Origin of the sequence: Micromonospora sp. NBC_01392, from assembly GCF_045040125.1 — a bacterium.
Taxonomy (GTDB): Bacteria; Actinomycetota; Actinomycetes; order Mycobacteriales; family Micromonosporaceae; genus Micromonospora.
In genome coordinates this window covers 3,609,766-3,633,540 of sequence record NZ_CP109549.1, presented here as the reverse complement: position 1 = coordinate 3,633,540, position 23,775 = coordinate 3,609,766, and the positions used below count along the sequence as shown (strand labels likewise).

Here is a 23,775-nt window from a genome sequence, read left to right as displayed (position 1 = left end):
ACGTGGGCGTCAGGACTCGGAGCCGTCGAGGGCCAGCCGGATCAGGGTGTCGGTGTCGAGGTCGTCGAGGTCGACCTCCGCGCCGTCCGGCTCGGGCGCGGGGCCGTCGCCGTCGGCGAGGCCGAGCAGCAACTCCAGCAGCCCGGCCTCGCGGATGCGGGCGAGCGGGACGGTGGCCAGCGCCTCGCGTACCGCGGTCTCGGCCGGGTCCGCCGTCGGCGTGGTCGACGCGTCGGGCAGCAGCGTGGCGCGCAGGTGGTCGGCGAGCGCGGCCGGGTCGGGGTGGTCGAAGACCAGCGTGGTGGGCAGCGACAGGCCGGTGGCCCGGTTGAGCCGGTTACGCAGCTCGACCGCGGTCAGCGAGTCGAAGCCGAGGTCCTTGAACGCCCGCCGGGGCTTGACCCGCTCCGGGCCGCCGTGGCCGAGCACGGCCGCCGCCTCGGCGCGGACCAGTTCGACGAGCCGCCGGTCCCGGTCCTCGGCGGACAGGTCGCGGAGCTGGTCGCGTAGCGCCGCGCCACCGTCGGCGGGGACCTCCGCGGCGGCGCGGATCGCCTGCCGGGCCTCGGGCAGGTCGGCCAGGAACGGCCGGGGACGGCTCGACGCGTACGCGGGGGCGAACGTCGCCCAGTCCACGTCGACCACGGTGAGGGTGGCGTCGCCGCGCCCGACCGCGACGCGCATGGCGTGCACCGCGTCGGCCGGGGCCATCGCCCGCAGGCCACGTCGGGCCAGTTCCCGCTGCGCATCGTCGGTGGCCATGCCGCCGTCGGCCCACGGTCCCCAGGCCACCGAGGTGGCGGCGAGGCCGCGGGCGTGCCGCCGGGCGGCCAGCGCGTCGAGGTGGGCGTTGCCGGCCGCGTAGCCGGCCTGCCCGCCGCTGCCCCACACCCCGGCGATGGACGCGAACAGCACGAACGCGTCGAGCGGCCGGTCGCCGAGCAGCTCGTCGAGGTGCACCGCGCCGGCGGTCTTGCCGGTCAGCACCCCGGCCAGCCGGTCCGGGTCGGTGTCGAGCAGCGGCGCCACGTCGTTGAGCCCGGCGGCGTGCACGACGGCGGTCAGCGGCGCCGGGTCGGCGTCGAGGCGGGTCAGCAGCGCGGCGACCGCGTCCCGGTCGGCCACGTCGCAGGCGGCGATCGTGACGCGTACGCCGGTTGCGGTCAGCTCGTCGCGCAGCTCGGCCGCGCCGGGGGCGGCGTCGCCGCGCCGGCTGGTGAGCACCAGGTGCTCCGCGCCGGCGCCGGCCGCCCAGCGGGCGACGTGCGCGCCGAGCGCGCCGGTGCCGCCGGTGACCAGCACCGTGCCGCTGGGCTGCCACCGGTCGGCGGCGGCCGGCGCGGCCGGGGTGGCGCGGACCAGGCGGCGCGCGTAGAGGCCGCCGCCGCGCAGCGCGAACTGGTCCTCGTCGCCGCCGCTGGTGAGCGCGGCGGCGAGCCGGGCCGGGTCGGTGTCGCCGGCGGGCAGGTCGAGCAGGTTGACGCGCAGCCGGGGCAGTTCCAGCCCGGCGACCCGGGCCAGGCCCCACAGGCCGCCCTGGGCGACGCCGTGCACCGGGTCGCCGCCGTCGGTGGCGACCGCGTCCCGGGTGAGGCACCACAGCGGCGGCGTGTCGCCGGTGTCGTGCAGCGCCTGGATCAGCAGCAGCGTGGCGGCGGTGCCGGCGGGCAGCGCCGGATGGTCCGGGTGCGGCGCGTCGTGCAGGCCGAGCAGCGAGACCACGCCGTCGACCGGCCCGTCCGCGAGCGCCTTGCCGAGCGCGGCGGCGAGGTCGGTCCGGGTGGTGCCGGCCGGGTCGACGGTGACCGGCCGCAGTTCCGCGCCGGCCAGCGCGGCGGCGACGTCGGCGGTGGCGGGTTCGCCGGCCGGGGCGACGACCAGCCAGGCGCCGCCGGTGGCGGGCCGCTCGTCGAGGTCGAGCCACTTCCAGGTGACCTGGTACGCCCACCGGTCGGCCGGGGTACGCCGGGTGCGGGCCCGCCGCCACGTGGTGAGCGCGGGCAGCGCCGGGGCGAGCGTGTCGAGGGCGTCGTCGGCGAGGTGACCGGCGAGCGCGGTGAGGTCGCCGCTCTCCACGGCGGCCCAGAACTCGGCGTCGGAGGCGTCGGCGCGGGTCGGCGTGTCCGGCCAGAACCGCTCGTGCTGGAACGCGTAGGTGGGCAGGTCGACGCGGGTCGCGCCGGTGCCGGCGAACCACGGCGCCCAGTCGACGCGCACACCATGCACGTGCAACTCCGCCAGGCCGGCCAGCAACGCCCCGGTCTCGTCCCGGTCCCGACGCTGCACCGCGGTCGCGACGACGGTGTCGTCGTCGGGCAGGATCTCCGCGGTCAGCGCGGTCAGCACGCTCTGCGGGCCGACCTCCAGGAACGTGTCCGCCCCAGCCGCCCGCAGCGCGGTCACCCCGTCGGCGTAACGCACCGCCTCCCGCACGTGCCGCACCCAGTAGTCGACGCTGGTGATCTCGTCGGACCCAGCGAGGGCACCGGTCACGTTGGACACGACCGGCAGCAGCGGCGCGGCGAACGTCAACCCGTCCAGCGCGGTGCGGAACTCGGCGAGCATCGGCTCCATCAGCGGGCTGTGGAACGCGTGCGACACCGTCAACCGACGAACCCGGACACCCCGGTCCCGCCAGGTCCGCTCGATCTCGTCCAGCGCGTCGACCGGACCGGACACCACCGTCGACGACGGTCCGTTGACCGCCGCGATCCCCAGGCTCGGATGTCCGGCAACCGATTCCGTCACGTCGGCCTCCGGCGCGGCGACCGCCAGCATCCCGCCACCGGCCGGCAACGCCTGCATGAGCCGGCCCCGCGCGGCGACCAGCGCGCACGCGTCCGGCAGCGACAACACCCCCGCCACGTAGGCGGCGGTGACCTCGCCGATCGAGTGCCCACCCACGAAGTCCGGGCTCACCCCGAACGACTCGACCAGACGGAACAGCGCCACCTCGAACGCGAACAGCCCGGCCTGCGTGAACTGCGTCTGGTCCAGCAGATCACCGTCGCCGAACAGCACCGGCTTCAACGGCTGCGGCAGCAACGGATCGAGCTGCGCGCACACCTCGTCCATCGCGGCGGCGAACACACCGAACGCCTCGGACAACTCCCGACCCATGCCGGCACGCTGCGCACCCTGCCCGGAGAACAGCACCGCCAGTCGTCCACGCGGGCCGGCCGGGCCGGTGGTCACCGCGCCGGAGGACGTGCCACCGGCCAGCGCGCGCAGCGCGGCCAGCAGTTCGTCCCGGTCGGTGACGCCGAGTACGGCCCGCTGCTCCAGCGTCGGCCGGGTGGTGAGCGCGGACCATCCGACGTCGACCGGGCGGAGCGTCCCGTCGGCGGCGAGCCAGCGCGCCCAGCGGTCGGCCTGCGCGGCGAGCGCCGCGTCGGTACGCGCCGACAGCAGCACCGGCACCGGCCCACCGGCCGGCTCCCCGACGCCCGCCGGCTCGATGACGTCGGTGGGTTGTTCCAGGATGACGTGGGCGTTGGTGCCGGAGATCCCGAACGACGACACCGCCGCCCGACGCGGCCGGTCCACCGAGGGCCACGGCGTCGGCGCCGTCGCCAGCGTCACCGCCCCGGCCGTCCAGTCGATGTGCGGCGACGGCTCGTCCACGTGCAGCGTCGGCGGCATGATCCCGTACCGCATGGCGAGGACCATCTTGATGATCCCGGCGACGCCGGCCGCGGCCTGGGTGTGGCCGATGTTCGACTTCACCGACCCGAGCAGTAGCGGCGTCGACCGGTCCTGCCCGTACGTCGCCAACACCGCCTGCGCCTCGATCGGATCCCCGAGCGTGGTGCCGGTGCCGTGCGCCTCGACCGCGTCCACGTCGGCGGTGCTCAGCCGCGCGTTCGCCAGGGCCTGCCGGATCACCCGCTGCTGCGACGGCCCGTTCGGCGCGGTCAGGCCGTTCGACGCGCCGTCCTGGTTCACGGCCGTGCCCCGCACCACCGCGAGGACCCGGTGGCCGCGACGGCGGGCGTCGCTGAGCCGTTCGACGAGCAGCATGCCGACGCCCTCGCCCCAACTCGTGCCGTCGGCGCCGGCGGCGAACGACTTGCACCGCCCGTCGGGGGCCAGTCCACGCTGGCGGGAGAAGCCGACGAACGCGCTGGGCGTGGCCATCACGGTCACGCCGCCCGCGAGGGCCAGGTCGCATTCCCCGGCCCGCAGCGCCTGGGCGGCCAGGTGCAGCGCGACAAGCGACGACGAACACGCGGTGTCCACCGTGACGGCCGGTCCTTCCAGCCCGAAGACGTACGCGACGCGGCCGGAGGCGACGCTGCCGGCGGTGCCGTTGACCAGGTAGCCCTCCAGTTCCGCGGAGGCGTCGAGCCGGCCGGCGTAGTCGTGGTGGATCAGTCCGGCGAAGACGCCGGTGGTCGTGGTGCGGTCGTGCGGGTCGAGGCCGGCGGACTCGAACGCCTCCCACGAGGTTTCCAGCAGCAGCCGCTGCTGCGGGTCCATGGCGAGCGCCTCGCGGGGGCTGATGCCGAAGAACGCCGGGTCGAAGTCGGCCGCGTCGGCGAGGAACCCGCCGTACCGGGTGGTGGAGGTGCCGGCGCGGTCGGCGTCCGGGTCGTAGAGCGCGTCGAGGTCCCAGCCCCGGTCGGCGGGGAACTCGGCGATCCCGTCGCCGCCGGTGGAGACCAGGTCCCACAGTTGGTCCGGGGTGGTGACGCCGCCGGGGAGCCGGCAGGCCATGCCGATGATGGCGATGGGGTCGTCGTCCTCGGTGGCGGTGGCCCGGGTCGCGGCGGCGACGGCGGCCGGCCGGTGGCCGAGTCGTTCGTGCAGGTGTTCGGCGAGGCGTTCCGGGGTGGGGTGGTCGAAGACCAGCGTGGCGGGCAGCCGCAGCCCGGTGGCCGACGCGAGCCGGTTGCGCAGCTCCACCGAGGTCAGCGAGTCGAACCCGAGGTCCTTGAACGCCCGGGTGCCGGGCACCGCCTGCGCGGACGCGTGCCCGAGCACCGCCGCGGCCTGCGTCCGGACCAGCTCGACGAGCAACGCGGTCGCCTCGTCCGGGGCCAGGCCGGCGAGCCGCTCGGCCCAGCCGGCGGTGTTCGTGTCCGCGGTGCGGGCCTGCCGGCGTACGCCGGTGGGGGCCAGCAGTCGCAGCAGCGGCGGGAGCTGCGTCCGGTCGCCGGTGATGCGCAGCCGGGCGGCGACCACGGCGGGCAGCGGTTGCGCGGCGGCGGCGTCGAGCAGGGTCGCCCCCTCGGCGGCGCTGAGCCCGGTCATGCCGATCCGGCCGAGTCGCTGCCGGTCGCCCGCGTCGAGCCGCCCGGCCATGCCGCCGGTGGCCCACGCGCCCCAGCCGATGCTGGTGGCGGGCAGTCCGGTCGCGTGGCGGTGGGTGGCGAGCGCGTCGAGGAACGCGTTCGCGGCAGCGTAGTTGCCCTGCCCCGGTGAGCCGAGCGTCGCCGCGATGGAGGAGAACAGCACGAACTCCGCCAGGTCGTGGCCGGCGGTGGCCCGGTGCAGCGCCCAGGCGGCGTCCACCTTGGGCCGCAGCACCCGGTCGACGGCGTCGGCGTCCAGCGACGCGATCGTGGCGTCGGCGATGACGCCGGCGCAGTGGTGCACGGCGGTCAGGTCCACGCCGGCCAGCAGCGCGGCGACCTGGGTGTCGTCCGCCACGTCGACGGTGGCGACCCGGACGGTCGCGCCGGCCGTCTCCAACTCGTCGACGAGGGCCGCGTAGGTCGGGTCGTCGGCCGGCGCGCGGCGGGCCGCGAGGAGCAGGTTCCGGGACCGGCCGGTGGCGACGAGGTGCCGGGCGACGATGCCCGCGAGGGCGCCGGACGCGCCGGTCACCAGCGTGACCCGGTCCGGGTCGGCCGACGCCGGCACGGTGAGCACCACCTTGCCGACGTGCCGGGCCTGGCTGAGGTGCCGCAACGCGGTCCGCGCCTGCCGCACGTCCCAGGTCCGGACCGGCAGGGGCCGCAACGCGCCGCTGGTGAACAGCGCGAGCAGCTCGGACAGCATCTGGCCGATGCGCTCGCCGCCGGCCTCGTTCAGGTCGAACGACCGGTACGCGACGCCCGGATGGTCCCGCGCCACCACCGCCGGATCCCGCAGGTCCGTCTTGCCCATCTCCACGAACCGGCCGCCGCGCGGCAACAACCGCAACGACGCGTCCACGAACTCACCGGCCAGGGCGTCCAACACCACGTCCACCCCGGCGCCACCACTGGCGGTCCGGAACGACTGCTCGAACTCGGTGGTCCGCGACGACGCGATCCGCTCCGCCGCCACCCCCAGCCCCCGCAACGCGCCCCACTTACCGGGACTCGCCGTCGCGTACACCGTCGCACCGAGATGCCGGGCGATCTGGATCGCCGCCATCCCCACCCCACCAGCACCGGAGTGGATCAACACCGACTCACCCGAACGCAGCCCAGCCAGATCCCGCAACGCGTACCACGCCGTCAGGAACACCACCGGCACCGACGCCGCCTCAACGAACGACCACCCCGCCGGCACCCGCGCGATCCGATCCCGCCGCGCCACCACCACCGGACCGAACCCGGGCTCGAACAACCCGAACACCCGATCACCCACGGCCAACCCGGACACCCCCGGACCGACCTCCAGGACCACCCCAGCGCCCTCACTGCCCATCACCGCCGACGCATCCGGATACATCCCCAACGCGATCAACACGTCCCGGAAGTTCACCCCGGCCGCCCGCACCGCCACCCGCACCTCACCGGCCGCGAGCGGGGCCGGCGTGGCCGGGACGATCTCGACGCCGTCGAGCGTGCCGGGCCGGGCGGCGGCGACGTGCCAGCCACCCGCCGCCGGCGGCGCCAACTCCGCACCCGCCGGTCGCGTCAACCGGGGTACGCACACCAGGTCGCCGCGCAGCGCGAGCTGACCGCCCACGGTGGCGGGGTCGGCCACCACGGCGGCCAGTACGCCGAGCGCGCGCGGGTCGAGGGCGGCGTCGGCGTCCACGAGCACGATCCGGTCCGGGTGTTCGGACTGTGCCGAGCGCAGCAGTCCCCACACCGCCGCGGCGGCCGGGTCGACGGCCCGGTCGTCGCCGGTGGTCACCGCGTTCCGGGTCACCGCCACCAGCCGCGAGTCGGCGAGCGCGTCCGCGGCCAGCCACGCCTGCACGGCCGCCAGCACCGCCGCCGTCAGCGACCGCACCCGGGCGGGCAGGTCCCCGTGGACGCCCGCCCCCTCGGCCGCCCGATCGACCGCACCGTCCACGCCCGCCACGCCGTCGGCCACCGCATCGGCCACGCCGCTGCCCGCCGCGCCGGTCAGGGCGTCGGTGGTGCGCGCCGGGAGACCGATCGGCAGCAGGATCGCGTCGGGGGCGGGCGTGCCGGCCTCGACGGCTGCCACCAGCGCCGCGACGTCCGGGAACGCCGGCACCGCTTCGGCCGGGTCGAGCCAGCCGGCGTTCGGGGGTCCGGTGTTCGGCCGGGCCGCGTCGCGTCGGGTCGCCTTCCGGCCCCGGGCCGGGCGGTCCGCGGCGGCGTCGTCCGGCCGGGCCGGGGCGAGCGCGGCCCAGGTCAGATCCGCCTCGGCCGGCGGGATCTCCTCGACCGGCCAGGTCACCGCGTACAGCGAGCGGGAACCCGCGCCGGGGGCCGGGGCGCCGGCCAGTTCGCGCAGCACCAGCGTGTCGACCGACACCACCGGCGCGCCGGTCTCGTCGACCGCCACCAGACGCACCCCGGCACCGGCGCGGCTCAGCCGGACGCGCAGCAGCCGGGCGCCGGCGGCGTGCACCTGGACGCCCTCGAACGCGAACGGCACACGCGGCCCGGTCGTCTCGGTCCCGCCCGGCAGCAGGCCGATCGGGTGCAACGCGGCGTCCAGCAGCGCCGGGTGCACCGCGAACCCGGCCACCGTGGTGTCCGGGAGCGCCACCTCGGCGTACACCTCGTCGCGGCCGGTCCAGGCCCGGCGCAGGCCCTGGAACGTCGGCCCGTAGGTCAGGCCGTGGCCGACGAGCGTCTCGTACCAGCCGGTCAGGTCCGTCTCGGTGACGCCCGGCGGCGGCCAGGCGGCGAGGCCGGGCTCGTCGGCGGCGGCCGGCTCCAGCACCGCCTCGGCGTGCCGGGTCCACTCCGCGTCCGGGTCGTCGTCCGGCTGGGCGTACACGGCGGCGTCCCGGCCGCCGGTGTCGTCGGCGGCGCCGACGCGCACCTGCACCCGGACACCGCCGGTGGCGGGCAGCACCAGCGGGGCGGTGACGGTGAGGTCGCGTACCCGGGGCGCGCCGACCTCGTCGCCGGCGCGCACCACCAGCTCCACCAGCGCGGTGCCGGGCAGCAGCACCGCGCCGGCCACGACGTGCTCGGCCAGCCAGGGCTGCGCGGACACCGCGAGCCGGCCGGTCAGCACCGTCTCGTCCGCACCGGCCAGCCGCACCGCGGCGCCGAGCAGCGGGTGGCCGGGCGCGGCCAGCCCGGCGCCGGTCAGGTCACCGGCCCGCCAGCCGGTGGCGTCGGGCCAGAAGCGCCGCCGCTGGAACGGGTACGTGGGCAGGTCGAGCGGTGCCCCGCCGCCGGTCAGCGGCGTCCAGTCCACCGGCACGCCACCGGCGTACGCCTCGGCGAGCGCGGTGAGCAGCGCGGCCCCCTCGGTACGTCCGGCGCGCAGCGTCGGCACCACCACCGGCGTCGCGTCGTCGCCGAGGCAGTCGCGGATCATGCCGGCGAGCACCCCGTCCGGCCCGACCTCCAGGTACGTGCCGACGTGGCGCTGCCGCAGGTCGGCGATGCCGTCGGCGAAGCGGACCGCGTCGCGGACGTGCCGCACCCAGTAGTCGGGATCGCGCAGCGCGTCCGGCTCGGCGACGCGGCCGGTCAGGTTCGACAGCACCGGCAGGCGCGGCGGGTCGAGGGTGAGCCCGTCGACGACGGCCCGGAACTCGTCCAGCATCGGCGTCATCAGCGGGCTGTGGAACGCGTGGCTGACGCGCAGCCGGCGGGTCCGCAGGCCGCGCTCCCGCCAGGCGCGTTCCAGTTCGTCGAGGGCGTCGAGGGCACCGGAGACGACCACGGCCGACGGGCCGTTGACGGCGGCGACGCCGACCCGGTCGGCGTACCCGGCGAGCGCGGCGGTCACCTCGTCCTCGGGCGCGGCGACCGCGAGCATGCCGCCGCCGTCGGGCAGCGCCTGCATGAGCCGGCCGCGCGCGGCGACCAGCGTGGCGGCGTCGGGCAGGGAGAGCACCCCGGCCACGTACGCGGCGGTGATCTCGCCGACGGAGTGCCCGCCGACCACGTCGGGGGTGATCCCGAACGACTCGATCAGGCGGAACAGCGCCACCTCGACGGCGAACAGCGCCGGCTGGGTGAACTCGGTGCGGTCCAGCAGGTCGCCGTCGCCGAACAGCACCGGCCGCAGCGGCTGCGGCAGCAGCGGGTCGAGGTGCCGGCAGACCTCGTCCAGCGCGGCGGCGAAGACCGGGAACGCCCGGTACGCCTCGCGGCCCATGCCGGGGCGTTGGGCGCCCTGACCGGAGAAGAGCACCGCGAGCCGGCCGGTGCCGGCGGTGCCGCGTACCACAGTGGACGACGGTTCGTCGGCGGCGACGGCGGCCAGGCCGGCGAGCAGGCCGGACCGGTCGCGGGGCAGCAGCACGGCCCGGTGTTCGAACGCGGACCGTCCGGTGGCGAGCGCGTGTGCGAGGTCGGTCAGCGGCACCGCCGGGTTCGCCTCGATCCAGGCGGCCAGCCGGTCGGCCTGGGCGCGCAGCGCGTCCGGGGTGCGGGCGGAGAGCACGCACGGGGTGCCGAGGTCGCCGGTGACGGCCGGTGGCGTGGTGGGGGCGGCTGTCGGTTCGGGGGCCTGTTCCAGGATGGCGTGCACGTTGGTGCCGGAGATGCCGAACGAGGAGACGGCGGCGCGGCGGGGCCGGTCGACGGCCGGCCAGGGCGCCGCCGTCGTGGCCAGCGTGACCGCGCCGGCGGTCCAGTCGACGTGCGGGGACGGCTGGTCGGCGTGCAGCGTCGGCGGCACCACCCCGTGCCGCATGGCGAGGACCATCTTGATGATGCCGGCGACGCCGGCGGCGGCCTGGGTGTGGCCGATGTTCGACTTGACGGAGCCGAGCAGCAGCGGCGTGGACCGGTCCTGCCCGTACGTGGCGAGCAGCGCCTGCGCCTCGATCGGGTCGCCGAGCGCGGTGCCGGTGCCGTGCGCCTCGACCACGTCCACGTCGGCCGGGGACAGCCGCGCGTTGGCCAGCGCGGCCCGGATGACCCGCTGCTGGGAGGGGCCGTTGGGGGCGGTGAGGCCGCTGCTCGCGCCGTCCTGGTTGACCGCGCTGCCGCGCAGCACGGCGAGGATCCGGCGATTGTTGCGGCGGGCGTCGGAGAGGCGTTCCAGCAGCAGCATGCCGACGCCCTCGGCGAAGCCGGTGCCGTCGGCGTCGGCGCCGAACGCCTTGCACCGCCCGTCCGGGGACAGGCCGCGCTGGCGGGAGAACTCGGCGAGCATGCCGGGGCTGGACATGACCGTGACACCGCCGGCCAGGGCCAGGCCGCACTCCTGCTGGCGCAGCGCCTGGGCGGCCAGGTGCAGCGCGACGAGCGACGACGAGCAGGCGGTGTCGACGGTGACCGCCGGGCCTTCCAGGCCGAGCAGGTAGGAGATGCGGCCGGAGGCGACGCTGCCGGCGCTGCCGTTGCCCACGTACCCGTCGAGTTCGTCGTCGGCGCCGACGGCGGTGCCGGCGTAGTCGTGGTAGATCAGGCCGACGTAGACACCGGTGCTGCTGCCGCGCACGGTGGCCGGGTCGACGCCGGCACGTTCCAGCGCCTCCCACGACGTCTCGAGCAGCAGCCGCTGCTGCGGGTCCATGGCGAGCGCCTCGCGCGGGTTGATGCCGAAGAACGCGGCGTCGAAGTCGGCGGCGTCGTACAGGAAGCCGCCGTGCCGGGGCGCGGGCCGGTCGTCGCCGTCGTTCAGCAGGCCGGCCAGGTCCCAGCCCCGGTCGGTGGGGAACGGCGCGATCACGTCCGCGCCGGCGGTGACCAGGTTCCACAGGTCCTCGGGGCTGCGGACGTCGCCGGGGAACCGGCAGGCCATGCCGACGACGGCGATCGGCTCGTCGACGGCGGTGGTCGCGGTGCCGGCCGGCGTGGCGGCCGGTGCGGCCCGGCCGCCGATCTCCCGGTCGAGGTGCGCGGCGAGCACGACCGGGGTCGGGTGGTCGAACGCCACGGTGGCGGGCAGTCGCAGCCCGGTGGCGGCGGCGAGCCGGTTGCGCAGCTCCACCGAGGTCAGCGAGTCGAAGCCGAGTTCCTTGAACGGGCGTTGCGGGTCGACGCCGTCGGCGGAGCGGTGGCCGAGCACCGCGGCGACGCTGCCGGCGACCAGGTCGAGGAGCTGGTTGTGCCGGGCGGTGGGGTTGAGCGCCGCGAGCCGGTCGGCCAGCGACAGCTCCCCTCCGGTACGCGCGGCGGCCCGCCGCCGGGCCGGCCGGATCAGCTCGCGCAGCAGCTCCGGCACGCGGGCCGGGTCGGGGCTGGTCGGCACGTTCATGAGCACGGTGTGCGCGCCGCCGTGCCGCTGGGCGGCGTCGAGCAGCGCGAGCCCCTCGGCGTCGGTGAGCGGGGCGCTGCCGGCGCGGATGGCGCGCCGGTGCTCGCCGTCCTCGAGGTGGGCGGTCATGGTGCTGGTGGTGGCCCAGAGTCCCCAGGCGAGGCTGGCCGCCGGCAGTCCGGTCGCCCGGCGGTGGGCGGCGAGCGCGTCGAGGAACGCGTTCGCGGCGGCGTAGTTGCCCTGCCCGGGCGAGCCGAGCGTGGCGGCGATCGACGAGAACAGCACGAACGCGGTCAGGTCCCGGCCGGCGGTGGCCTCGTGCAGCGCCCAGGCGGCGTCCACCTTGGGCCGCAGTACCCGGTCGACGGCGTCGGCGTCCAGGGAGGTGATGGTGGCGTCGGCGATGGCGCCGGCGCAGTGGTACACGGCGGTCAGGTCCACGCCGGCCACCAGCTCGGCGGCCCGGCCGGGTCCGGTCAGGTCGACCGGGACGGCGCGGACCGTGGCCCCGGCGTCGGTCAGCGCGTCGACGAGCGCCGCGTACGCCGGGTCGTCGGCCGGGGACCGGCGGGCTGCCAGCAGCAGGTTGCGGGTCTGGCCGGTGGCGACGAGGTGGCGGGCGACCAGGCCGGCGAGGGTGCCGGACGCGCCGGTGACGAGCGTGACGCGGTCCGGTTCGGCGGGCGCGGGCACGGTGAGCACGACCTTGCCGACGTGCCGGGCCTGGCTGAGGTGCCGCAGCGCGGTGCGGGCCTGCCGGACGTCCCAGGTCCGGGTGGGCAGCGGCGTCAGCGCGCCCGTCTCGAACAGGTCGAGCAGTTCGGTGAGCATCTGGCCGAGGCGTTCGCCGCCGGCCCCGTTGAGTTCGAACGCCCGGTACGTGACGCCGGGGTGCTGGGCGGCGACCTGGTCCGGGTCGCGGAGGTCGGTCTTGCCCATCTCCACGAACCGGCCGCCGCGCGGCAGCAACCGCAACGACGCGTCCACGAACTCACCGGCCAGGGCATCCAACACCACGTCCACCCCGGCACCACCACTGGCGGCCAGGAACGACTGCTCGAACTCCGTGGTCCGCGACGACGCGATCCGCTCCGCCGCCACCCCCAGCCCCCGCAACGTGTCCCACTTCGGAGGGCTGGCAGTGGCGTAGACCGTCGCACCGAGATGCCGGGCGATCTGAATCGCCGCCATCCCCACCCCACCAGCACCGGAGTGGATCAACACCGACTCACCCGAACGCAGGTCCGCCAGGTCACGCAACGCGTACCACGCCGTCAGGAACACCACCGGCACCGACGCCGCCTCAACGAACGACCACCCCGCCGGCACCCGCGCGACCCGATCCCGCCGCGCCACCACCACCGGACCGAACCCGGGCTCGAACAACCCGAACACCCGATCACCCACGGCCAACCCGGACACCCCCGGACCGACCTCCACCACCACCCCAGCACCCTCGCTGCCCATCACCGCCGACGCATCCGGATACATCCCCAACGCGATCAACACGTCCCGGAAGTTCACCCCGGCCGCCCGCACCGCCACCCGCACCTCACCGGCCGCGAGCGGCGGCGTGTCGGTCGGCCGCAGGGCGACGCCGTCGATGGTGCCGGGCTCGACGGCCGCCACGTGCCAGCGTTCGGTCGACGGGACGAGCCGGTCACCGGCCGGGCGGACCACGCGCGGGACGAGCACGTCGCCGTCGCGCAGCGCGATCTGCCCGCCGGCCGGCGCGGCGGCGAGCAGCGCCAGCACGTCGGCGTCGGGCGTCCGGTCCAGGTCGGCCAGCAGGATCCGGCCCGGGTGCTCGGACTGCGCGGACCGCAGCAGCCCCCACGCCGCCGCGCCGGCCAGGTCGGCGATCCGGTCGCCGTCCCGGGCCGCCACCGCGCCCCGGGTGGTCACCACCAGTCGCGAGTCGGCCAGTTCGTCGGCGGCCAGCCAGCTCCGCACCGCCGCCAGCACCGCGAGCGTCACCGACCGCACCCGGTCCGGCAGGTCCCCGCCGGCCGTGCCGGCCCGGCCGTCGCCGGCCGCGCCGTCGACGGTCTCTTGACCGCCCCCGACCGGCAGCAGCACCGCCTCGGGGGCCGGCGTGCCGGCCGCGACGGCGGCCACCAGCGCGTCCATGTCGGGGTACTCCGCGCCGTCGACGCCGGCCAGCGTCGCCCAGGCCGTCGGCCGGTCCGCCGGCGTGACGTCCCGGACCGTCCAGGTCACCTCGAGGACGGACCGGTCGGCGGCGGCCGGTACGACGGACGCGCCCAGCTCCTTGAGCACCAGCTCGTCCACCGACACCACCGGCGCGCCGGTCTCGTCGGCGGCGACCAGCCGCACGGCGTCACCGGCGCGGGACAGCCGCACCCGCAGCACCGCCGCGCCGGCCGCGTGCACCTGCACGCCACCGAACGTGAACGGCACCCGCGGTCCGGGCGTCGCGTCGCCGCCGGCCAGCAGTCCGATCGCGTGCAGCGCGGCGTCGAGCAGCGCCGGGTGCACCTCGAACCGGCCGGCGCGGTCGGCCGGCCCGTCCGGCAGGGCGACCTCGGCGCAGACCGTGCCGTCGGCGGTCCAGGCCCGGCGCAGGCCCCGGAACGCCGGCCCGTACGCCAGGCCGTGCCCGGCGAGCGTGTCGTACCAGCCGGTGAGGTCCACCTCGGCGGCGTCGGCGGGGGGCCAGGCGTCGAGCGTCGACTCGTCGGCGGTGGCCGGTTCCAGCACACCCTCGGCGTGCCGGGTCCACCCGTCGTCGGTGGTCCCGTCGGGTTGGGCGTGCACGGTAACCGGGCGCGTGCCGGCGTCGTCGGGCGCGCCGACGCGTACCTGCACCCGGACGCCACCGGTGTCCGGCAGGGCCAGCGGGGCGACGAGCGTCAGTTCACGGACCCGGGCGGCGCCGACCTCGTCGCCGGCCCGGACCGCCAGTTCGACGAGCGCGGTGCCGGGCAGCAGCACGGTGCCGGCGACCGCGTGGTCGGCCAGCCACGGCTGCGCCGCGAGCGAGAGCCGTCCGGTCAGCACCACCTCGTCCGCGTCGGCCAGCCGGACCGCGGCGCCGAGCAGCGGGTGCCCGGCGGCGCCGAGGCCGGCGCCGGTGACGTCGCCGCCGTGCGTCGCGCCCGGTTCGGGCCAGAACCGTTCCCGCTGGAACGCGTACGGGGGCAGGTCGACCCGGGCGGCCGCGGAGCCGGCGAAGACGGCCGCCCAGTCGACAGGTACGCCGGCGGTGTGCAGGCCGCCGAGCGCGGTGAGGAGCTGACGGGGGCCGTGCTCGTCGCGGCGCAGCGAGCCGACGACGACGCCGGGCGTCCCGGCGGGCGTCCGGTCGAGCGCGTCCTGCACCACGACCTTGAGCACCGGGTGCGGGCTGATCTCGACGAACGCCCGGTGTCCGGTGTCGATAAGCGCGTCCACGACCGGCGCGAGGCGGACCGGTTCGCGCAGGTTACGGAACCAGTAGTCGGCGTCCAGGTCGGTGGTGTCGATCGGCTCGCCGGTGACGGTGGAGTGGAACACCACCCGGCTCGGGCGCGGCGTGAGCGTGCCGAGCGCGGCGGTCAGGTCGTCGCGGACCGCGTCGACGTGCGCACAGTGCGAGGCGTAGTCGACGGCGATCCGCCGGGCCCGCAGGTCGCGGTCGGCGGCGACGGCGAGCAGCTCGTCGACGGCGTCGGCGTCGCCGGAGACGACGGTGACGGTGGCGCCGTTGAGCGCGGCGATGCCGAGCCGGTCGCCCCAGGGCGCGACGAGGTCGGCGGTGTCGGCGGCGGACAGCGGCACGGAGACCATGCCGCCGCGGCCGGCGAGGGCGAGCAGCGCCCGGCTGCGGGCCACCACGAGCCGCATCGCGTCGGGCAGGGTGAGCGCGCCGGCCACGCACGCGGCGGCGATCTCGCCCTGCGAGTGGCCGATCACCGCGTCGGGGCGTACGCCGCAGGAGCGCCACACCTCGGCCAGCGACACCATCACGGCGAACAGCAGCGGCTGGACCACGTCGACCCGGTCCAGCGGCGGGGCGTCGGGTGCGCCGCGCAGCACGTCCTCGGGCGTCCAGTCGACGAGCCCGGCCAGCTCGGCGGCGCACTCGCGCATCCGGTCGGAGAAGGCCGGGGAGCTGTCGAGCAGGTCGAGCGCCATGCCGGGCCACTGGGAGCCCTGGCCGGGGAAGACGAAGACGACCTTCGTACCGTCGGCGGGGGCGGTCGGCGGCGCGGCGGCGGTGAGCGCGGCGAGCGCGTCGTCCCGGCCGGCGGCGACGGTGACCTGCCGGTACGGGTGGTGGGCGCGGCCGGTGGCCAGCGACCAGCCGACGTCGGCGAGGTCCAGGTCGGGGTGGGCGTCGAGGTGGTCGCGCAGCCGGGCGGCCTGGGCGGGCAGCGCGCGGGCACTGCGGGCGGACAGCAGCAGCGGCACGGCGTCGGCGGCGACCAGGCCGGGGCCGGCGGCGGGCGCGGGGCCGGCCGGCGGCGCGGCGGGAGCCGCCTCGATGACGGCGTGCGCGTTGGTGCCGGAGATGCCGAACGAGGAGACGGCGGCGCGGCGGGGCCGGTCGACGGCCGGCCAGGGCGCGGCGTCCGTGACCAGGGTGACCGCGCCGGCGGTCCAGTCGATGTGCGACGAGGGCGCGTCCACGTGCAGCGTCGGCGGCACCACGCCGTGCCGCATCGCGAGGACCATCTTGATGATCCCGGCGACGCCGGCGGCGGCCTGCGTGTGGCCGATGTTCGACTTGATCGACCCGAGCAGCAGCGGCGTCTCCCGGTCCTGCCCGTACGTGGCCAGCAGCGCCTGCGCCTCGATCGGGTCGCCGAGCGTGGTGCCGGTGCCGTGCGCCTCGACCACGTCCACGTCGGCCGGGGACAGCCGCGCGGCGGCCAGCGCGGCGCGGATGACGCGTTGCTGCGACGGGCCGTTCGGCGCGGTGAGGCCGTTGGACGCGCCGTCGGAGTTGACGGCGGTGCCGCGTACCACGGCGAGGACGTGGCGTCCGTCGCGGCGCGCGTCGGCGAGGCGCTGCACCAGCAGGATGCCGACGCCCTCGCCCCAGCCGGTGCCGTCCGCGCCGGCGGCGAACGCCTTGCACCGGCCGTCCGGGGCCAGGCCGCCCTGCCGGGAGAACTCGGAGAACATGCCGGGCGTGGCCATCAGCGCCACGCCGCCGGCGAGCGCCAGGTCGCACTCGCCGGAGCGCAGCGCCTGCGCGGCCAGGTGCAGGGCGACAAGCGACGACGAGCAGGCGGTGTCGACGGTGACGGCCGGCCCTTCCAGGCCGAACGTGTAGGCGAGCCGGCCGGAGGCGACGCTGCCGGCGGTGCCGGTGAGCAGGTGGCCTTCGAGCCCTTCGGCGCCGTCGGCGGCGTACCCGGAGGAGGCGGCGCCGACGAAGACGCCGGTGGCGGTGCCGGCGCGGGTGGCCGGGTCGAGGCCGGCGGACTCGAACGCCTCCCACGCGGTTTCCAGCAGCAGCCGCTGCTGCGGATCCATGGCCAGGGCCTCGCGCGGGCTGATGCCGAAGAACGCCGGGTCGAAGTCGCCGGCGTCGGCGAGGAACCCGCCGTGGCGGGTGGTGGACGTGCCGGCCCGGTCGGCGTCCGGGTCGTAGAGCGCGTCGAGGTCCCAGCCCCGGTCGGCGGGGAACCCGCCGATCGCGTCCCCGCCGGCGGCGACCAGGTCCCAGAGCTGCTCGGGGGTGGCGATGCCGCCCGGGTAGCGGCAGGCCATGCCGATGATGGCGAGCGGTTCGTCGGCGCGGGCGGGCCCGGCGGTACGGCTGGCCGGCGCGGCGGGCGCGGCGGCGGCGAGCTGCCCGTGCAGCAGGCCGGCGACGCGTTCCGGGGTGGGGTGGTCGAAGACCAGCGTGGCGGGCAGCCGCAGCCCGGTGGCCGACGCGAGCCGGTTACGCAGCTCCACCGAGGTCAGCGAGTCGAACCCGAGGTCCTTGAACGCCCGCGCACCGGGCACCGCCTGCGCGGACGCGTGCCCGAGCACCGCCGCGGCCTGCGCCCGGACCAGCTCGACGAGCAACGCGGTCGCCTCGTCCGGGGCCAGGCCGGCGAGCCGCTCGGCCCAGCCGCTCTGGCCGCCGCCGGTGGCCTGCGCGGCGGCGCGGCGGGTTCCGGCGCGGGCCAGCCCGCGCAGGATCGCCGGGTAGCGGTCGGCGTCGCCGGTGAGCTGCAGCCGGGCCGCCGCGACGGCGGGCCGGGCGCGGCGGGTGGCGGCGTCGAGCAGGGCGGCGCCCTCGGTGGCGGTGAGCGGGGTCATGCCGAGGCGGCGCAGCCGACGCGCGTCGTCCCGGTCGAGGTGGGCGGTCATGGCGCTGCTGGTGGCCCACATGCCCCAGCCGATGCTGGTGGCCGGCAGTCCGGTCGCGTGGCGGTGGGTGGCGAGCGCGTCGAGGAACGCGTTCGCGGCGGCGTAGTTGCCCTGCCCGGGTGAGCCGAGCGTCGCCGCGAACGAGGAGAACAGCACGAACTCCGCCAGGTCGTGACCGGCGGTGGCCCGGTGCAGCGCCCAGGCGGCATCCACCTTGGGCCGCAGCACCCGGTCGACGGCGTCGGCGTCCAGCGACGCGATCGTCGCGTCGGCGACCAGACCCGCGCAGTGGTACACGGCGGTCAGGTCCACACCGGCCAGCAGCGTGGTCACCTGCGCCGGGTCGCCGAGGTCCACCGGGACGGCCCGGACCGTGGCCCCGGCCTCGGTCAGCTCGTCGACGAGCGCCGCGTACGCCGGGTCGTCGGCCGGGGACCGGCGGGCGGCCAGCAGCAGGTTGCGCGACTGGCCGGAGGCGACGAGGTGCCGGGCGACGATGCCCGCGAGGGCGCCGGACGCGCCGGTCACCAACGTGACCCGGTCCGGGTCGACCGACGCCGGCACGGTGAGCACCACCTTGCCGACGTGCCGGGCCTGGCTCAGGTGCCGCAACGCGGTCCGCGCCTGCCGCACGTCCCAGGCCCGCACCGGCAGCGGCGACAGCACACCGCGCTCGAACAGCGCCAGCAGCTCGGCCAGCATCTCCCCGATCCGCGCCCCACCCGCGTCGTTCAGGTCGAACGACCGGTAGCCGACGCCCGGATGCTCCCGCGCCACCACCGCCGGGTCCCGCAGGTCCGTCTTGCCCATCTCCACGAACCGGCCGCCGCGCGGCAGCAACCGCAACGACGCGTCCACGAACTCACCGGCCAGGGCGTCCAGCACCACGTCGACACCGGCGCCGTCGCTCGCGGCGACGAACACGCCCTCGAAGTCGGTGGTCCGCGACGACGCGATCCGCTCCGGGGCGACGCCCAGACCCCGCACCGTGTCCCACTTGGCCGGGCTGGCCGTCGCGTACACCGTCGCGCCGAGGTGGTGGGCGATCTGGATCGCCGCCATGCCCACGCCGCCGGCACCGGAGTGGATCAGCACCGACTCACCGGAACGCAGGTCGGCCAGGTCCCGCAACGCGTACCAGGCGGTCAGGAACACCAGCGGCACGGACGCCGCCTCGGTGAACGTCCAGCCGGCCGGCATCCGGGCCACCCGCTCGCGGGCGGCGAGGACCTCCGGCCCGAAGCCGGGCTCGAACATGCCCAGCACCCGGTCGCCGGGGGTCAGGTCGGTGACGTCCGGACCGACGGCCAGGACCACGCCGGCGCCCTCGCTGCCCATCCGGGCGGCCGGATCCGGGTACATGCCGAGCGCGATGAGCACGTCGCGGAAGTTCACGCCGGTGGCCCGCACCGCGATGCGGACCTGGCCGGGTCCCGGCTCGGCGACCGACGCCGGCACCGGCACGACGCCGTCCAGCGTGCCGGGCGCGACCGCCGCGAGATGCCACCGGCCGTCCGGCGGGTTCAGCTCGTCGTCGGCCGGGCGCGCCAACCGGGGTACGCGCACCGCGTCACCGCGCAGCGCCACCTGACCGGCGGTCGCCGTCGGGTCGGCGACCACTCCGGCCAGCGCTGCCAGCGCCTCGGCGTCCGGCTCCCGGTCCAGGTCGACCAGCACGATGCGGCCCGGGTGCTCCGACTGCGCCGAGCGCAGCAGCCCCCACACCGCCGCGCCGGCCAGGTCGGTGATCCGGTCGTCGTCGGTGGCCGCGACCGCGCCCCGGGTGAGCACCACCAGACGCGAGTCGGCGAGCACGTCGGCGGCCAGCCACTCCTGGAGCGTCGCCAGCACGGCGGTGGTCACGGACCGGACCCGGTCCGGCAGGCCGGTGCCGTCACCGGTCGCGGCTGCCGTCGTGCCCGCGTCGTCGGCCGGGCCGGCGGCGGACCCGTCGTCGGTGCGCCGGTTGTCGGCCGGGTCGGCGGGCAGCCGCAGCAGCACCGCCGCCGGGGCCGGGCCACCGGCCGGCACGGCGGCGACGAGCGCCGCCACGTCCGGATACTCCGCCACGTCACCGCTGTCGGACGCGGACGCGCCGGACCCGGTAGGGCCGGTCGTGTCCCCGTCGGTCGTCCGCAGCGCCGCCCACACCGGCGCGGTGGCCGGCGCGGTGACGGGCTCGACCGGCCAGGTCAGCGCGTACAGCGACCGGTCGGCGGCGGTGGCCGGCGCGGACCCGCCCAGCTCGCGCAGCGTCAAGGCGTCCACCGAGACCACCGGCGCGCCGGTGGCGTCCACCGCGACCAGCCGCACCGACGAGCCGGCGCGGGTCAGCCGCACCCGCAGCACCCGGGCGCCGGCGGCATGCACCTGCACGCCCTCGAACGCGAACGGGACCCGGGGACCGTCGCCGGTGCCGGCGTCGAGCAGGCCGATCGGGTGCAGCGCCGCGTCGAGCAGCGCCGGGTGCACGCCGAAGCCGGTCGGGTCGGCCCCGTCGGGGAGCGTCACCTCGGCGTACGCCTCGTCCGGGCCGGAGAAGACCCGACGGACGCCCCGGAACACCGGCCCGTACGCCAGGCCGTGCGCGGCGAACGCGTCGTACCAGTCGGTGACGTCCACCTCGGACGCCCCGGCGGGCGGCCACGCGCCGACCGTGGGTTCCCCGGCGGCGGCCGGTTCCAGCAGGCCCTCGGCGTGCCGCACCCACTCGGCGTCCGGGTCGTCGTCGGGCTGGGCGTGCACGGTCACCGGTCGACCGCCGGTGTCGTCGGCGGCGCCGACCCGCACCTGCACCCGGACCGCGCCGGCAGCCGGCAGGGTCATCGGGGTGGCCACGGTCAGCTCGCGGATCCGGCCGGCGTCGGCCTCGTCGCCGGCACGCACCACCAGCTCCAGCAGCGCGGTGCCGGGCACCACCACCGCGCCGGCGACCACGTGGTCGGCCAGCCACGGGTGGGTGGACACGGACAGCCGCCCGGTGAGCACCACCTCGTCGTCCCCGGCGAGCCGGACGGCGGCGCCGAGCAGCGGGTGCCCGGCCACGCCGAGCCCGGCCCCGGACACGTCCCCGGCCTGCCAGGCCGGCGCGTCCGGCCAGAACCGCTCCCGCTGGAACGCGTACGTGGGCAGGTCGGCCGGGCGGGCGCCGGTGTCGGCGAACCAGGGCGTCCAGTCGACAGGCACGCCGTGCACGTGCAGTTCGGCGAGCGCCGCGAGCAGCGCCTCGGTCTCCGGCCGGTCGCGGCGCTGGGCGGCGACGGTGAGTACGCCGTCGGCGTCGGGCAGCGCCTCGGCGGTCAGCGCGGTGAGCACGCTGCGCGGGCCGATCTCCAGGAACGTGTCCGCGCCGGCGGCGCGCAGCGCGGCCACGCCGTCGGCGTAACGGACCGCCTCACGGACGTGCCGCACCCAGTAGTCGGGGGTGCACAGGTCGTCGCCCTCGGCGAGCGCACCGGTCAGGTTGGACACCACCGGCACGGTCGGGGCGGCGAAGTCCAGCCGCGCCAGCACCGCGCGGAAACGGTCCAGCATCGGCGTCATCAGCGGGCTGTGGAACGCGTGCGACACGGCGAGCCGCCGCACCCGGACGCCCTGCCCGGTCCAGCGCGCGGCCAGCTCGTCAAGCGCGTCGACCGCGCCGGAGACCACCATCGACGACGGGCCGTTGACCGCGGCGATCCCGACCCGGTCGGCGTGTCCGGCCAGGGCGGCGCGGACCTGTTCCTCGGTGGCGGCGACGGCGAGCATGCCGCCGCCGGCCGGCAGCGCCTGCATCAGCGCGCCCCGGGCCGCCACCAGCAGGCAGGCGTCCTTCAGCGACAGCACCCCGGCCAGGTACGCGGCGGTGACCTCGCCGATCGAGTGGCCGGCCAGCAGGTCCGGGGTGACGCCGAACGACTCGACGAGGCGGAACAGCGCCACCTCGACCGCGAACAGACCGGCCTGGGTGAACGCGGTCTCGTCCAGCAGCGTCGCCTCGGGCGTGCCCTCGGCCGCGAACAGCACCTCTTTCAGCGGCCGGGGCAACGCCCGGTCCAGATGCGCGCACACCGCGTCCAGCGCGGCGGCGAACACCGGGAACTGCGCGTACAGCTCGCGGCCCATGCCGGCGCGTTGCGCGCCCTGCCCGGAGAAGAGCATGGCGGTGGGGCCGCGGTCGGTCGCCTCGCCGGTGACCAGCGCGCCGGCCGGTTCACCGGCGGCCAGTGCCCGCAGCGCGGCCCGCAGGCCGTCCGGGTCGGCGGCGGCGAGCACGGCCCGCCGGTCCAGCGTGGTCCGGGTGGTGACCGACGCGTACGCGACGTCCACCGGCCGGGGCGCGGGGTCGGCGTCCAGCCGGGACGCCCAGCGGCCGGCCTGCGCGGCGAGCGCGGCCGGGTCGGCGGCGGAGAGCAGCACCGGCACGACCGGCCGGTCCACGGTGGCCGTCGGCTCGGGTGCCGGCTCGACCGCCGGGGCCTCCTCGATGACCAGGTGGGCGTTGGTGCCGCTCATGCCGAACGAGGAGACGGCGGCCCGGCGGACCCGCTCCGGGTCGGCAGGCCAGGGTCGGGGCTCGGTGAGCAGCGCGACCGCGCCGGCCGACCAGTCGACGTGCGGGGTGGGCTCGTCGGCGTGCAGCGTGGCGGGGAGCAGGCCGTGGCGCAGCGCCAGCACCATCTTCATCACGCCGGCGACGCCGGCGGCGGCCTGGGTGTGGCCGAGGTTCGACTTCAGCGAGCCGAGCCGCAGCGGCCGGTCGGCGGGCCGGTCCCGGCCGTACGTGGCCAGCAGGGCCTGCGCCTCGATCGGGTCGCCGAGCGTGGTGCCGGTGCCGTGCGCCTCGACCACGTCGACGTCGGCCGGGGTGAGCCCGGCGTTGTCCAGGGCCTCCCGGATGACGCGCTGCTGGGCGGGGCCGTTGGGGGCGGTGAGCCCGCTGCTGGCGCCGTCGGAGTTGACCGCGCTGCCGCGGATCACGGCCAGCACCGGGTGACCGAGCCGGCGGGCGTCGCTGAGCCGTTCGACGAGCACCAGGCCGGCGCCCTCGGCCCAGCCGGTGCCGTCGGCGGCGGCGGAGAACGCCTTGCACCGGCCGTCGGCGGCCAGGCCGCGTTGCCGGGAGAACTCGACGAAGCCGCCCGGGGTGGCCATCACGCTGGCGCCACCGGCGACGGCCAGCGTGCACTCGCCGTCGCGCAGCGCCTGCGCGGCCAGGTGCAGCGCGACGAGCGACGACGAGCAGGCGGTGTCGATGGTGACGGCCGGCCCTTCCAGGCCGAACGTGTAGGCGAGGCGGCCGGAGATGACGCTGGCGGCGGTGCCGGTCAGCACGTACCCCTCGACGCCGGTGGGCAGCCGGCGCAGCACGGACGCGTAGTCCTGCCCGGCGGTGCCCACGAACACGCCGGTGCGGCTGCCGCGCAGCGTGCCGGCGTCGATGCCGGCCCGTTCGAACACCTCCCAGGTGGTCTCCAGCAGCAGCCGCTGCTGCGGGTCCATGGCGAGTGCCTCGCGCGGGCTGATGCCGAACGGGGTGGGGTCGAAGTGCCCGGCGTCGGTGAGGAAGCCGCCCCGGTCGCTGTACGAGGTGCCCTGGTGGTCCGGGTCCGGGTCGTACAGGTCCGCCAGGTCCCAGCCGCGGTCGGTGGGGAACGGCCCGGTCGCGTCGGTGCCGGCGGCGACCAGGTCCCAGAGCTGTTCCGGGGAGCTCACGCCGCCGGGGAACCGGCAGGCCATGGCCACCACGGCGATCGGCTCGGGCTCCTCCAGCTCCCGCAGGCGCCGGTGCGCCTGACGGAGCTCGGTGGTCACCCACTTGAGGTGTTCGAGAAGCTTCTCTTCGTCCGCCATGATCCACCCGCCCGCAGTTGCTGCCGATCGATTCCGTCGAACACCGAGTTAGCCGCCGGTGCGGCACACGGGGGTACGCCGGCACCCGGCCCGTCA

At 77.0% G+C, this 23,775-nt stretch carries 1 protein-coding gene; it reads right to left on the bottom strand.

The features are described from left to right. Window positions 1–9: 9 nt before the first annotated feature. The gene (locus OG767_RS16095) at window positions 10–23,679 is read right to left on the bottom strand and encodes a type I polyketide synthase (RefSeq protein ID WP_405089288.1); all 23,670 of its coding nucleotides are present in this window, start codon (window positions 23,677–23,679) and stop codon (window positions 10–12) included. Between the last annotated feature and the right edge of the window lie 96 nt (window positions 23,680–23,775).

Coding starts and splice junctions, on each gene's coding strand:
- OG767_RS16095 (WP_405089288.1), bottom strand. CDS start 23,679: ATGGCGGACGAAGAGAAGCTTCTCGAACACCTCAAGTGGGTGACCACC.